Below are 14,362 nucleotides of genomic sequence, written 5' to 3' on the forward strand. Positions count from 1 at the left end.
AAAAAGGGGGGACATGAGCCAAACTGACAGCAGAGAGAAGGAAAGCGCTTTAACAGATTTTTCTTGTCTGAATTCCAGAAAACCTATTGCTAATATTTTGTGAAGGTATAGAATAGAATCATAATTATTTCATATTATTAGAATTTTCAAATAATCAAACAGCAAGGAGATTTACAATGCCAAAACAACCCATCCGCGTTGAACTTAGTTCAACAAAAAAACCAAAACCTCAATCTGATCAACTTGAATTCGGAAAAATCTTCACAGATCACATGTTTGTGATGGATTATTCAATTGATAAAGGCTGGTATGATCCAAGAATTATTCCTTATCAGGCTATTCCAATGGACCCAGCTTCGATGGTCTACCATTATGGTCAATCTGTTTTTGAAGGATTAAAGGCTTATGTTTCTGAGGATCAAAAAATTCTCTTATTCCGTCCGGAAAAGAACATGGAACGCTTAAACAGATCCAATGACCGCCTGTGTATTCCGCAAATTGATTCAGAAACAGTATTAGAGGGCTTAAATGAACTCATTCGCATTGATAAGGATTGGGTACCTGATGCAGAGGGCACTTCCTTGTATATTCGTCCATTCATTATTTCCACTGAGCCGTATTTAGGCGTTGCACCGTCTAGCACGTATAAGCTGATCATTATCTTATCTCCAGTGGGATCATACTATAAAGAAGGCATTCATCCGGTCAAAATTGCCGTTGAAAATGAGTTTGTCCGTGCCGTTAAGGGTGGAACAGGAAATGCCAAAACAGCTGGAAACTATGCCTCAAGCCTTAAAGCACAGCAAGTGGCTGAAACGAAAGGATTTTCACAAGTTCTTTGGCTTGATGGGGTCGAGAAAAAATACATTGAAGAAGTCGGCAGCATGAATATCTTCTTTAAAATCAACGGAGAAATCGTGACGCCTGAATTGAACGGCAGCATTTTAGAAGGCATCACACGTAACTCTGTACTTGAGCTGTTAAAGCATTGGGGAATTCCAGTCACAGAGCGCAAAATTTCAATTGATGAGTTAATTGAAGCACATCAATCTGGCGAGCTTGAAGAAATTTTTGGGACTGGAACGGCGGCCGTGATCTCTCCTGTCGGGGAATTAATTTATCATGATCAGCCATATGTGATCCAAAATGGTCAAACAGGCGAAGTATCCAAGAAATTGTATGAAGCCATTACTGGCATCCAAAAAGGAACACAGCCAGACATCTTCGGCTGGACAGTTGAAGTTGACTCGGTCGTCAAGCAAGCATAAGCATGTAAAAGAACCTTTCATTCACGAAGGGTTCTTTTTTGTTTATTTACCTCTCCAATATACCTTATAATGGTAATAAATTAAGGAGGGATGGTATGTTTTTTACTTATCTATTAGCGTTCATTGGGATCTGTATCGGTTCGATGATCGTCGCTACTGGTTTCGACGATTCACCGTTCCTCACCCGATTTCTATTTAAGGCGCTTGGGATTTCTATCCTTGCTCTTTCCATCTCTTTTGTAAAGGTTAGACGAAAGAAGTTACAGAAACAAAAAGCGAAAAAGACTTAGTTGACTCGTCTGCTTGCCATCAAATCGTGCACCAAAACAAGACCGAAACCGCAACAATTGCCCCGACGTATATCCACTGTTTCCCCTTGATGCTCCGCTTTCTTTCGATCAGTAAAAAAATCTCTGGCAAAAAGATGATCATGATTTCTAGGATAAAGACAAGATAGTAAACAAGCGGCATCGGCTGGAAATCAAACTTTCTTGCATCTCCTCCAATCGTTGCGAAATACATCAATAGGTTGGTCACTGGAATGGTGAAACAAACAAGCAGACGGAGAACATAGATCCACACATAGCCCTTATGCCGAATGAGACCAACAAATGAAGCAATAAGGCCATACAAAAACAAGATCACTGTGCCATAACTCATGACAGGCTGTACGACAAACCCGTAAAGCATTAAACCAATTGCAACCATATTCCAACAGTCCTTTCTTTGAAGCCATACATGCTGTTTTTTCTATCATACACTTCTTTCTCCAGTTTCCATATGAAGAAATCATAAAAAATGACCCCATAAAAGGGGTCACTCATTATGTGTTAAGCATTGACTGATTTGAAGAATTGCGGTAAATATTCACGATGCGCTTCAAGCATTTCATCTAAAATTTGCTTTGCAATCTCGTCAGATGGGACGAGCGGGTTGATTGTCATCGCCACAAGAGCCGTCTCGTAATTTCCAGTCACAGCCGCTTCAGCTGCCACACGCTCGAATGATTTGATTTGTTGAACGAGCCCTCTGACAGCTACAGGCAGATCACCTGTCGCGATTGGCTTTGGTCCGTCCTTCGTAATGATACAGTTTACTTCAACAGCTGATTCAGCCGGAATGCTGGCAATCGCCCCTCTGTTCACTGTATTGACTGGTTGAATGTCGTGCTTATCATTATAGATGGAGCTGATTAAGTTACAAGCCGCATCGCTGTAATAAGCCCCGCCTCTTTTTTCGAGCTGCGGTGGTTTAATCGACAAATCAGGATCTTTATAGAGCTCAAATAGTTCCTTCTCGACCTGCTGTACAACCTCCGCTCGTGTTCCTTTTTCTTGAGCCGCCTTTTGTTCTTCTTCCAGCATATCTTTCGTTTTATAGTAATAGCGGTGATACGGACATGGGATGACCCCTAATCCTTTCACAAAAGAAGGCTCCCAGTTTTTCGCTTCAATGTTTTTCATGGACCACTGGCTGTTTGGATTTCCTAGTTCATCAAGCACTTGATCCATAATGCTGACCCCGTCTAAATATACGTCTAATCCATAGACCATGTGATTGAGACCGGCAAACTGTACCTCGATGCGTTCTACATCCACTTCAAGCGCCTTAGCGATTCCCATTTTGATCCCAATCGGCACATTGCATAGACCGACGACTTTTTTTAGATTCGTATAGCGTAAAACAGCTTCTGTGACCATGCCGGCTGGATTCGTAAAGTTCACAAGCCATGCGTCTGGGCAAAGCTCTTCCATATCCTTTACAATGTCTAAAATGACTGGGATGGTCCGAAGGCCTTTAAATAAACCGCCTGGTCCGTTCGTTTCCTGACCGATGACGCCGTATTTAAGCGGTATTCTCTCATCCTTTGCCCGTGCTTCCAGTAGTCCTACACGAAATTGTGTCGTCACAAAATCTGCGTCCTTTAAGGCTTCCCGGCGGTCAAGAGTCAGGTGTACCTCAATCGGCAGACCTGCTTTTTCGACCATACGTTTCGCCAGAGCGCCCACGATGTTTAACTTTTCCTGACCCGCTTCAATATCCACAAGCCATAATTCCTTTACAGGCAATTCATGATATCGTTTAATAAACCCTTCGACGAGCTCAGGCGTATAGCTCGATCCACCGCCTATTGTGACAATTTTGATTCCTTCTTTCATGAATTGACACCTCCGAGTTGCTTCATTTTTTCATGGAGCTCAATGATTTCTGCTGCGAGCTCCTTAACAGTCATTGCGTTCATGAGATGATCCTGCGCATGAATCATGAGGAGGCTAATATCCGTCTTTTCGCCCCTGATTTCTCCTTGGATCAGCTCTGTCTGTGCGTGATGCGCCTCATTTAACGCGTCTTGTGCTTCCTGCATTTTTTGCTTCGCCTCATCAAAATTACCTTGCTTTGCACACGTAATGGCTTCCATCGCTGAGCTTCTGCCATTTCCGCCGTGCAGGATGAGTTGAAACACAATTTGTTCCATTTCCATCGGCCGCATCCCCCTTGTTCCCTCTATTACATGCTGACGACATTTTCATCAGTTGATGCTTTTGTTTCTAGCTCACTTTCTTCTTTCAATTTCTGCTTATCCCACATTCTAAAGAATGGGTAGTATAGAGCAAATGACAACGCAAGGTTAATCAGCTGCATGACAGCACCAGAGATTTTACCTCCTGTGGCGAGATAGCCTGAAATGATTGGCGGCATGGTCCATGGGACAGCAATCCCTGCCGGTTTTGCCACAAGGCCTGTGCTCATTCCGATATATGTGGTGATGATCATCATGATTGGCGTAAGGATAAACGGAATGAGAAGCATTGGGTTCATCACAATCGGCATTCCAAAAATGATCGGCTCGTTGATGTTAAAGATGGCTGGCCCAATGGCAAGGCGGCCAAGCTGTTTCATTTGTTTACTTCTAGCACGTAAGATCATGGTCAGCACCAAAGCTAGCGTTGCACCGCTTCCGCCGACGTTGATGAAGATTTCAAAGAACTGCGCTGTGAAAATATTCGGCAGCACTTCTCCTGCTTGAAATGCAAGACGGTTCTCATCCATTGCACCGAGCCAAATTGGCCCCATGACGCCCCCGACAATGGTTGCTCCGTGAATACCACATGCCCATAGGAGCATTTGCACACCCATCGCAACGATACTGCCGCCTAAGCTGCCACCAAGAATGGAAAGCGGTGTACCAATTAAGACTGTGATGATATTATGAATACTCTCAAAAGGTGTCATCTCAATCACAAGTCTAGCGACCCAGATCAGCGTGATGACCACAAAACCTGGAATAAGTGCAATAAACGATTTACTGACTGCTGGCGGTACACCATCAGGCATTTTGATAACGATGTTCCGCTGTACAATAAAGCGGTAAATTTCGGTTGAAAGCATGGCAATAATCATGGCAACGAATAAGCCTTTACTGCCCATCAGTGTGACAGGAATTCCCCCGCCCACTAGGATAGCTTCTGTTGAGCCTTCAGGTGTGAAAGGTACTTGATATGGAGTAGCCAACAGGAAAGCCGCAACAGCGATCGCACCAGATGATAGTGCATCAACGGCATACTTTTCAGCTAGCCTGTAAGCAATCCCGAAGGTCGCAACAAGTGCCATAATGTCAAAGGTTGCATTAACAGGATAGGATAGTTTCGTGGCCCATTCTGCTCCGAAGATACTTGCCATAAAATCGCTGTATCCTGGGATCGGAAGGTTGGCTAAAATGAGAAACAGTGAACCGACAATAATGAGAGGCATCGTTAAAACAATTCCGTCACGCAATGCTTGTAAATGTCTTTGAGCGGCAATCTTCCCTGCAAACGGCATGACCTTCTCTTCTAGAAATCGGTTGAATCCATTCATCCCCTCCGCCCCCTTTATCCGTTCACTAGCTGTTCAGCAGATTTTAAAACCTCGGCGCCATTACATACGCCATAATGCACGGTATTAATTACGTCTACTGGTATTCCTTTTTCTTCTCCGAGCTTTTTCATTTGCGGTAATAAATATCGAACCTGAGGTCCTAATAAAAGCACATCGGCTTGATCAATATGATTTTTCGCAGAATCTCCAGATACTGCCCAAATACGATAATCTTTTCCTTGTTCTTGTGCGCTTTTCTCCATTTTTGTGACAAGTAAGCTTGTAGACATACCTGCTGCGCAAACCAATAAGATGTTCATGTGTAAACGCCCCCTTTTCAAAGTGTGAAGCTATTCTTTACACATTCATCATATTATGAAACCGCTTTCATAAACACCCATACTTTTTCCTTTAGGAAGCGGAAAAAGTTAATATCACACAGTTAGTTCTTGTACGAAGGAGCCTTTTTATACATGATATCAAGCATGTCTTCAAATGTATCACAGGCGATCAGGTGCTGAATGAATTTCACATTATGCACAAGCTCCCCCAGCAGGCGGTACATGCCTTTTAAATCTTTGGCATTCTCTTTTTCAACACAAAGCAGGCAGACAAATTGAACCTTTTTCTCTCCCCAAATGATTGGTTTTTCTAATGTACATATCGCCCAAAACGTCTCATCTGTCAGCGGTGTCATCGGGTGCGGAATCGCCGTATAATGTCCGAAAGAGGTAGGAGCAGCCTTTTCTCTTTCCATGACAGATGGTGTGAGCTCAGCTGGCGCTAATCCCATATCGATGACTTTTTGCGTTAAAAAGGTGATGACCTCTTCTTTTGTGTGAAAGGCGCGTTTTGTAAAAACCAATTCCTTTTTCATATATTGCGAGGCCAATGTCACCCTTGTTTCACTCGTCAGGGCTTCTTCAATTTTTAAAAAATCGCCGCCTCCCAAAATGGTGTTCACTTGAATGACTGGAACCGGTAATTCCATATGAATTGGAATGGTTGTAATAATTAAATCCAGTGCATGTAAAGAGACATGCGGAAGCGAATATAGCTCTGCTGTTCCTAAAATGGTCAGTTTTGATCCAAATTGTGAACGCAAACGATCCTGCAGCAGCCTTGCACTCCCTGCACCAGACGCACAGACAATGAGACACCGCTTCGGCGGGATCTCCATTTTCCTCCGCTCTAAAGCCGCACCAAAATGAAGCGCCATATATCCGATTTCATTCTCATGAATACTCAGCCCCTCCTCTTCTTCAAGGACCCTGCTGGCGATAATCCCCGCTTCAAAGGCAAGTGGATACCCCGCTTTTATTTCATCAAGCATCGGATTTCTTAAGTTCATTCCATATTTACATCGGTTGATGGCAGGCTTTAAGTGCAGACTCAATCCAATCATTAGTTCCGTATCGCCGGCTAAATCAAGCTGCAATTTTTGATCAATGGCCTTCAGCATGAGCTGTACAAGCCGACTCGTGTCATCATCGACAATTTGTTTTTGACCGCTCGAGGAAAAGGACTGTACCATTTTGGCTGTTCCTAGTAAATGAATGGTGATATAGACGATTTCCTCTTGTGGAAATGAGACATCCAGCAGCCCTTCAAGACGCTCCACCATTTTTTTAGCGACCTTGTATTCTTTTGCCCGCGGAATTTCGCTGATTTCCTCTGGAAGAACAGATACATAGTTTCCGTGTCTAATTCGTTTGCAGGCAATAGCAACATGAACGATTAAATTATTCATGCAAATGTCTGATAGATTCATGCCTTCCTCATTGATATAATCTATCATTGTTTTCTGAAGCAATTCGAGTTCATGCTTTGGCAAAATGGTGACCGCTGTGTTCAGCATCGTTTGATAAGAACGACGTTCATTGAATAAATATTCTGACATGCAATAACGAATTTTCATCTCTGATCCCTTGATCCGGCAGCCTTTGCTCGGCTTCGCTTCCAGCTTCAGATCAAAGGGCTCCAGCTTACGTTTGACCGATTTCACATCGTTGCTCATCGTCGATTTACTAATAAACAGCTGCTCCTGTAAATCCTCCAGCTTCACATAGGATTCTGCCAAAAGAAGCCTTTTTAAAATAAACCGAACTCGCTCCTCTGGCAGCACAGCAAGCGGCTCTTCCTGCTCAACCTCCTCCTTCATAAAACGGCGAAAGGCATTCTCATCGTTGATCAACAGCTCATAGCCAGCTCCTCTTACAGCTGTTACAGCCGCTTGATAAGGGGCAAGACGGTCGTTCAGTTCCTTTATGTCTGTACGAATGGTGCGGCTTGTCACTTGTAAACTGGCAGATAGTGCAGCGCTTGTGAGCGGGGTCTCAGCTGCCATGAGCTGACTTAAGATGTGCGCCAGTCTTTTACTCAGCATCAGATCGGCCTCCTTATGTAGGGTGGAGAATCTGCCTTGTCTGGACAGGTTGTAAACGCTTGCAGTTCTCTTCATTACTCATATTCTACTGAAAAGAAATAAAAATTGCCATCTCATTTATATGACAAATGCCCCTATTTATACAACTAACCATATCTAATGTCCTATGAATCTTTTTGAAAGATACTTGCGAAAACCACGAAAAAAAGGCGTACACCATCGTGTATCCGCCTTCTTTATGAAGAGAGCATCTGGGTAAAGACAACCAATCTTTTTTCATGCGTGCCTGCAGCATGATCAAATGTCCCTGTACAAGTGATTAAATTGAGATTCCGTGTAAAGGCGTATCCAAAAAACGCATTAGGCTTCTCTTCACGCGGATAGCTTCTAACTTTTATGACTTCAAAGCTTCGCTTTTTTCCCGATGAGGACGTGACGATCACCTTGTCTCCCTTTTTCAGCTCCTTTAATCGATAAAAAACCGATGGCCCCCATTTATTATCTACATGGCCATTCATGACGGCATTCCCTTTATCCCCCGGTTTTGGACCATCTTCAAACCAAGCCGTGTTGTCTGTATCCTGAGGGACACCCATACTGCCATCCTTTAATAAAGCTGTTTTCTCCACTTTTGCTTTGACATCAATAGCGGGAATGGCGATTTCAGCTGGCACAATACCAGATGGCTCGTCTTTTAATGTATCGTGTGAGTGGTTCTGTTTCTCAGCTTGATGTGTGGTCATTTCCTTAGAAGCTGATATGTTTTTTGAGGATGACGATTCATCCATTGACTGTGATGAACAGCCTGTGATGATGAGAAATGAAAGAATGCTGAGCAGCCAATTCTTCATCTAAGCCGGCCTCCTTTTGAAGAAAGGAACGGCACGATTGTGCACGTTCCCGTCTGTCTTTATGAGTTAGAATTTGATGCCTTACGGCGATTAAGGAAGAATGCACCTGCCACGCCGCCTGCGAGGATCAAACTTGCGATCATTCCCGCAAATGCTTCATAGGACATGCCTAAAGGACCGGCTGTGCCTCCCATACCTGTTTTCGGCATTTCATTAGGCATGTTCGATTTGAACAGCTCAGGATGCTGATCAACAATCGCTGCTGCGACATCCTGACCAACCATGAACATATGACCATAAGCCTCTCTCACTGTCGGATAAAGCTGATCATATTCACCATTATGGTAAGACGTATACGTTTTGATCAGCTCATCAATATGTGTTTTCAAACCAGCTTCTAAATCAGCTGCCTTCAAACGTCCATCTGTCGCTTGATCTAGGAATTTCGCTTGCTTCATTCGATACGCATCTAAATCTTTGACAGCCTTTTCTTTTGCTTGATGATCCCCTGATGCATCCGCTTTGACATAATCAACTAAGTAACCGATATGGCTTGACCAAATGTCTTTGAATTGTTTGCCTGCTTTTTTACCATACACAGAGGCTATTGCATCTGATAAGTCATTCGTGTTGTCATTTAAAGCCGCCGCTGCTTGCTTAAAGTCTTTACTGCCATCATTTCCTTTTTGCATGGCAACTACTGCGAGTGCCAAATGCTCTGAGAACAAGTAGTTTAAATCTTCACGAAGATCCGCTGCTGGTGTATCCACTGACTTTTGATCAAATTTCCCAGGAAATTGATCTGTGATGGCCCATGACACGCCTTTTCCTACCTCAAACATATGATGAATGGATTTTCTCACTGTTTCATAGGTCGTATCAAAATCCTTTTCATTATAGCTATCAAACGCTTTTAACAGTTCGTTCACATGCATCTTCAAGCCTTCTTCAAGCTCACTTGCTTTCAGTCTGCCGTCTGTTGCTTGATCGAGCATATCGGCTTGTTTCATTCGATATTGGTCAAGCTGCTTGATCGCTTTCTTTTTACCTGCATCATCTTTTTTCGCTGTGGCTTGTACATAGTCAACAAAGTAGCCGATATGACTTGACCAAATGTCTTTGAATTGTTTGCCTGCTTTTTTACCATACACAGAGGCTATTGCATCTGATAAGTCATTCGTGTTGTCATTTAAAGCCGCCGCTGCTTGATCGAAGTCTTTACTGCCGTCAATTCCTTTTTGCATCGTGATCACCGCTAAATAGGCATGCTCTGAAAACAGCTGATCTAGTGCTGCTCGAAGATCTGTTGCTTTATTTGATACCTCTTGTGACGAAGACGTCTTCTTCGCCTCCCCATGCATATGTCCTTCGTGTGCACTTGCGCTATGAGCCGCTGGGAATAGTAACGCTGCGCTCAGTGGAATGGTTAACATTGCTTTCTTCATGTTCATCTTTTATTTCCTCCTCTTTCCGTTTGTTATGTACTTAACGGAGAGAGGGATGAAATGGATCATTCGATTCTATTATTTTTTTACAACACAGGATCTGTATGTTTGCATAAAAAAAGCCGGATTATCCGGCTGATACGTTACGACGTTTAGATGCTTTTCGCTCTTTATATATTTTCCTCACCACTGGATAAATCACAGGTGCCCATTTGACAATTTGTTTCAGCCATTTTTTCATTTCTCCCGCGCCTCCTTATTGTCATTCTTAAAGGACGATTCCCCATCTTGTCATGAAATAAACAGGTGCGGGAGAGCAGGAGTTAAATCACGCCTTGTGCAATCATGGCATCTGCCACCTTACGAAATCCTGCAATATTTGCTCCAACCATGATGTTCCCTGAGTGTCCATATTCGTCCGCTGTCTCTGTACACTGACGATAAATAGACTGCATCATTTGTTTCAGCTGATCATCTACTTCTTCAAATGTCCAAGACATTCTTGCACTGTTTTGCGCCATTTCCAGTGCTGAGACACCTACTCCGCCAGCATTCGCCGCTTTTGCCGGCGCAAACAAAATACGATTCTCTTCAAATACTTTGACCGCCTTAAGAGTGGACGGCATATTGGCTCCTTCTCCAACAGCGATGACACCATTTGCCACAAGCTGCTGTGCATGCGCCTCTGATATTTCATTTTGTGTTGCACATGGCAGCGCAATATCACAAGGAACGGACCAAATTTGTTCACAATCTTCAATTAATTCAGCATGCGGGTGAATGTCTATGTATGCCCCAATCCGCTGATTCTCGACTTCCTTCAGCTGCTTAATGGTCTCAAGTGATATCCCTTGAGGATCATATATTGCTCCGCTTGAATCACTGCAAGCCACAACCTTACCGCCTAATTCCATTACCTTTTCCATTGCATAAATAGACACATTTCCTGAGCCCGACACAACAACTGAACGCCCTTCAAATTGGAGCCCATGTGCTTTCAGCATTTCCTCCATGAAGTACACCAGTCCGTAGCCTGTCGCCTCTTTTCTCGCTAAGCTGCCTCCGAATCCAGGGCTTTTCCCCGTGAGTACACCCGCTTCATAAGCACCGCGCATTTTCTTATACTGTCCGAACATATAGCCAATTTCGCGTGCTCCTACACCAATATCACCTGCTGGCACATCTTGATCAGGTCCAATATATCGGCCGAGTTCACTCATAAAGCTTTGAACGAAACGCATGATTTCTCCATCAGATTTTCCTTTAGGGTCAAAATCCGATCCGCCTTTCCCTCCACCGATCGGCATACCAGTCAGTGCGTTTTTAAAGATTTGTTCAAACCCTAAAAACTTGATAATGCTTGCATTGACGGTTGGATGGAAACGAATTCCTCCTTTATAAGGACCGATGGCACTATTGAATTGAACCCTAAACCCTCGATTGACTTGTACTTTGCCCTCATCGTCTACCCATGGCACTCGAAATATCACAAGCCGCTCAGGTTCAATGAGCCGTTCTAAAATGCCCTGTTTTTCATACTCTGGATGCTTCGCAAAAACTGGGACGAGTGATTCCAGAATTTCTTTTACCGCTTGCTGGAATTCCTCCTCGCCGGGATTTCGTTTTTCCACCTCTTCTAACACACGGTGGATGTAGCTTTGTGCTGTTTGTGCTGCTCGATCTAAGGTCAACATGTCGCATCTGCCTCCTTGTAGATATCTCCACACTTTTAATTGTTAGATTTTCTAACGCATATTGAGATTAATTTAACACCAATTGTAAAATCTGATCAATATTGATAACAGATGAAAATGATGCCGAATTGAGATAGATCAAGCAGCCGCAGCAATTGACTTTAAAAATAAGCGCTCAAGGAATGACTAATGTGCTAGAAACGAACAAGCGGATGTTTCTCATCCCGTTTTCTTTGACAAATACATGAATCATGATGAATTTCTAGCTTGTTTTCCAACGAAAAAAGGGTCAAAAGTTTGATCGGATGCACTCAATCTTTTCGGAGCTTCCCGCCTCTTTTTCGATCAGGTAGCACGACACAAAGCCAATATAAAATAGAAGACGATGGAAAGTTAATGAGACCGACAATACCCCAGAACCACTTGTAACGCCCTCTTTTCTTTGCATCCATAAATAAAAGAAAGCCCTGTGCAAACAATAACGGCAAGACGCACAATAAGATGATCATTTCTGTCTGACTCATAAGGAAGACCCTCCTTTGATATGTTGATATTCCTTGTAGCCAACAATAAAGCAGATGGGTACGCTCACTATTTGGAGAAGAATGAAGATGATAGGCAAATGGGTAATGGCAGCTGCAAAGAGTGCCAGAATGGTCAAACTGATCAAAACGTATGCCAGCACTTCTTGTTTAAAACGCCTTTTCTCTTGTTCCTTCGCCTGTTTCAACATCATCATGACAGCCTGCTCACTTGGCTGTTTCACTTCAATTTGTTCATCTAGCTGCTGCAGCTCTTCTTTTAAACGTTCGGTCAAACGATCTTCCTTCATACATCCCACTCCTTTCGAATTTTCTTTAATCCATGATGAACCCTCGATTTCACAGTGCCTTCTCTCATTCCGAGCATTGAAGCCATTTCTGGGTAGGTAAAGCCATAATAATAGTGCAGAATAATGGGTGCTCGCTCCTGAGCCTTTAATTCATTTAAAGCATCCCACATGTCATGCCATGTGTTCCCCTTTTGCTGAACGTTCCATTTGAAACGGCGTATGGCCTCCTGATTCGCTTTTCCTTCTCTCAATTGTTCACGTTTTCTTTTCTTCTGGTGATCTAAAAATTGCCTAGATGCAATCGAAATGAGCCAGGTTGAAAATAAGGCATCTCCTCTAAATGAAGAAAGTTTCATATACGCTTTCAGCATCGTTTCTTGCATGATTTCCTCTGCCAGCTCTTGTTGAAGGGTCAGCTTCAACATATATCGGTAAAGAAAGGAATAATGATGCCGATAAAGGGCTGTAAACGCAGTATCATCGCCCTGTTTTGCCCGCTGAATCAATAATGTCTCTTCTGTCTGCTCCAAACACGTCCCTCCTTCCTTTTCTTCTCTTACTCATGAGACGACACGAATGACAATACCGTTTAAAATAGACCTTATTTTTTAGCATAACTTCTATGAAACCCATTTTATATGCCATTTTTTCTTATGTAATGATTATGGCATTCCTTCTTCTCTAACAAAATGATGCGTTTTGATTTTCTAGCAAATGAAGAGCCTCCTCTCCATAATCATGATGTCATCCACATACCTATCGACAATGGTCCTTATCTCATGAAGATGAAATAAAATAATCATTGGCTTAGCTTCCTAGAAAATCATGGAATACGCTGCGCCTATCCTTAGCCGATGATACCTTTTTGCATGCTATGCTCTTCCTACATTCCGAATGAGGCGATGCTTGTGAAGGAAGGAGGATTGGGTGAATCACAGCTTATTTTGGAAACGTTTTCATTAAAACAAAATAGAGAATGGAGATGTTGACTTTGAAGAGAAAAGTTCCAATGTTAGCCGGTGTATTAGCTGTTGGTCTCGTCACTTCATTATTTGCACCAAACGGGGAGGCAAAGGCAGCAGCCAAATACCCAGAAAGCCCTTCTATTATGGCCAACTTTAATCAACAAGGCTTCTCCACATTAAATGGCGGCACAACAGGCGGTGAAGGTGGTAAAACCGTCACAGTCAAAACTGGAAATGAATTATTGGCTGCCCTCAAAAATAAAGGAACAAACGAAAAATTAAAAATTGTAGTAGACGGGACGATTACCCCTTCTAATACATCAGCCAATAAAATAGATGTGAAAGATACAAATAATGTTTCGATCGTCGGTAAAGGGACGAACGGTGAATTTAATGGGATTGGCATTAAAGTATGGCGTGCCAATAACATCATCATCCGCAACTTGAAAATCCACCACAGCAAAATCGGTGACAAAGATGCAATCGGGATCGAAGGCGGTTCTAAAAACATATGGGTCGACCATAATGAACTGTACAACACATTGAATTCTGGGAAGGATGACTACGATGGTTTATTTGATGTGAAAAATGACTCTGACTATATTACCTTCTCGTGGAACTATGTACATGACAGCTGGAAAACAATGCTCATGGGCAGCTCCGATAACGATAACTATAATCGAAAAATTACGTTCCACAACAACCGTTTTGAAAACCTGAACTCTCGTGTACCGTCTATGCGCTTCGGGGAAGGCCATGTCTATAACAACTATTATAAAGGCATCTTGGCAACAGCGATTAACTCACGTATGGGCGCAAAGATGAGAATAGAACACAACGTATTTGAAAACACCAATAATGCCATTGGAAGCTGGGACAGCCGTCAAGTAGGAACATGGCATGTCATCAACAACTCTTATATTAACAGCACAGGCAGTCTGCCAACATCTTCAACAGGTACGTATAACCCTCCTTATAACTACTCTTTGCTTAACGTGAACAATGTGAAATCAGAAGTGATCTCAAATGCAGGTGTTGGTAAAGTAAACCCTTAAACCACAAA

16 protein-coding genes are annotated in these 14,362 nt (G+C 42.9%); 3 read left to right on the plus strand and 13 right to left on the minus strand.

The features are described from left to right. The first annotated feature begins 176 nt into the window (after positions 1 to 176). Together NSQ72_RS18000 and NSQ72_RS18005 are read left to right on the plus strand one after the other, a co-directional pair. A complete protein-coding gene (locus NSQ72_RS18000) occupies positions 177 to 1,268 on the plus strand; it encodes a branched-chain amino acid aminotransferase (protein ID WP_039182437.1) in 1,092 nt (363 codons plus the stop codon). Between the two features lie 95 nt (positions 1,269 to 1,363). Then, positions 1,364 to 1,558 carry a hypothetical protein gene (locus NSQ72_RS18005; protein ID WP_039182442.1) on the plus strand — a complete coding sequence of 65 codons (195 nt, stop codon included), beginning with the start codon at positions 1,364 to 1,366 and terminating at the stop codon, positions 1,556 to 1,558. A 19-nt stretch (positions 1,559 to 1,577) separates the two neighbouring features. Here NSQ72_RS18005 and NSQ72_RS18010 read toward each other — a convergent pair whose 3' ends face one another. The 13 genes from NSQ72_RS18010 to sigY form a co-directional block, all read right to left on the minus strand. Next, positions 1,578 to 1,976, minus strand: coding sequence for a hypothetical protein (locus NSQ72_RS18010; RefSeq protein WP_144489842.1), 399 nt, complete (start codon positions 1,974 to 1,976; stop codon positions 1,578 to 1,580). Between the two features lie 122 nt (positions 1,977 to 2,098). Next, entirely contained in the window at positions 2,099 to 3,427 is a 1,329-nt protein-coding gene (locus NSQ72_RS18015) for a 6-phospho-beta-glucosidase (protein WP_144489840.1), read from the minus strand. Then, positions 3,424 to 3,750 (minus strand): PTS lactose/cellobiose transporter subunit IIA, encoded by a 327-nt coding sequence (locus NSQ72_RS18020; protein WP_039182451.1) that lies wholly within the window; start codon positions 3,748 to 3,750, stop codon positions 3,424 to 3,426. The genes NSQ72_RS18015 and NSQ72_RS18020 overlap by 4 nt, the downstream gene beginning before the upstream one ends. A 26-nt stretch (positions 3,751 to 3,776) precedes the next feature. Beyond that, the gene (celB, locus tag NSQ72_RS18025; RefSeq protein WP_024423868.1) at positions 3,777 to 5,126 is read right to left on the minus strand and encodes a PTS cellobiose transporter subunit IIC; all 1,350 of its coding nucleotides are present in this window, start codon (positions 5,124 to 5,126) and stop codon (positions 3,777 to 3,779) included. 14 nt (positions 5,127 to 5,140) lie between these two features. Further along, positions 5,141 to 5,446, minus strand: coding sequence for a PTS sugar transporter subunit IIB (locus NSQ72_RS18030; protein WP_003214824.1), 306 nt, complete (start codon positions 5,444 to 5,446; stop codon positions 5,141 to 5,143). A 122-nt stretch (positions 5,447 to 5,568) separates the two neighbouring features. Beyond that, the gene (locus NSQ72_RS18035) at positions 5,569 to 7,512 is read right to left on the minus strand and encodes a BglG family transcription antiterminator (RefSeq protein WP_144489838.1); all 1,944 of its coding nucleotides are present in this window, start codon (positions 7,510 to 7,512) and stop codon (positions 5,569 to 5,571) included. A gap of 236 nt (positions 7,513 to 7,748) precedes the next feature. After that, on the minus strand, positions 7,749 to 8,363 hold the full coding sequence (locus tag NSQ72_RS18040; RefSeq protein ID WP_144489836.1) for a class F sortase: 615 nt from the start codon (positions 8,361 to 8,363) through the stop codon (positions 7,749 to 7,751). Positions 8,364 to 8,422: 59 nt separating this feature from the next. Next, positions 8,423 to 9,814, minus strand: a complete 1,392-nt coding sequence (locus NSQ72_RS18045; RefSeq protein ID WP_341084873.1) for a copper amine oxidase — start codon at positions 9,812 to 9,814, stop codon at positions 8,423 to 8,425. A 121-nt stretch (positions 9,815 to 9,935) separates the two neighbouring features. After that, complete coding sequence (locus NSQ72_RS18050; RefSeq protein WP_223250414.1) at positions 9,936 to 10,049, minus strand: hypothetical protein; 114 nt, start codon at positions 10,047 to 10,049, stop codon at positions 9,936 to 9,938. A gap of 82 nt (positions 10,050 to 10,131) precedes the next feature. Beyond that, positions 10,132 to 11,502, minus strand: coding sequence for an NADP-specific glutamate dehydrogenase (gene gdhA / locus NSQ72_RS18055; RefSeq protein WP_039182467.1), 1,371 nt, complete (start codon positions 11,500 to 11,502; stop codon positions 10,132 to 10,134). Between the two features lie 311 nt (positions 11,503 to 11,813). After that, positions 11,814 to 12,026 (minus strand): hypothetical protein, encoded by a 213-nt coding sequence (locus NSQ72_RS18060; RefSeq protein WP_039182469.1) that lies wholly within the window; start codon positions 12,024 to 12,026, stop codon positions 11,814 to 11,816. Continuing rightward, positions 12,023 to 12,334 (minus strand): YxlC family protein, encoded by a 312-nt coding sequence (locus NSQ72_RS18065; RefSeq protein WP_058838459.1) that lies wholly within the window; start codon positions 12,332 to 12,334, stop codon positions 12,023 to 12,025. The genes NSQ72_RS18060 and NSQ72_RS18065 overlap by 4 nt, the downstream gene beginning before the upstream one ends. Further along, positions 12,331 to 12,864 carry an RNA polymerase sigma factor SigY gene (gene sigY / locus NSQ72_RS18070; RefSeq protein ID WP_144489833.1) on the minus strand — a complete coding sequence of 178 codons (534 nt, stop codon included), beginning with the start codon at positions 12,862 to 12,864 and terminating at the stop codon, positions 12,331 to 12,333. The genes NSQ72_RS18065 and sigY overlap by 4 nt, the downstream gene beginning before the upstream one ends. A gap of 452 nt (positions 12,865 to 13,316) precedes the next feature. Here sigY and NSQ72_RS18075 point away from each other — a divergent pair, with 452 nt between their 5' ends. Further along, positions 13,317 to 14,354, plus strand: a complete 1,038-nt coding sequence (locus tag NSQ72_RS18075) for a pectate lyase family protein (RefSeq protein ID WP_064498828.1) — start codon at positions 13,317 to 13,319, stop codon at positions 14,352 to 14,354. Positions 14,355 to 14,362 lie beyond the last annotated feature (8 nt).

This window comes from Bacillus sp. FSL R5-0659, from assembly GCF_038008785.1.
GTDB classification, from domain to species: Bacteria; Bacillota; Bacilli; order Bacillales; family Bacillaceae; genus Bacillus; species Bacillus safensis.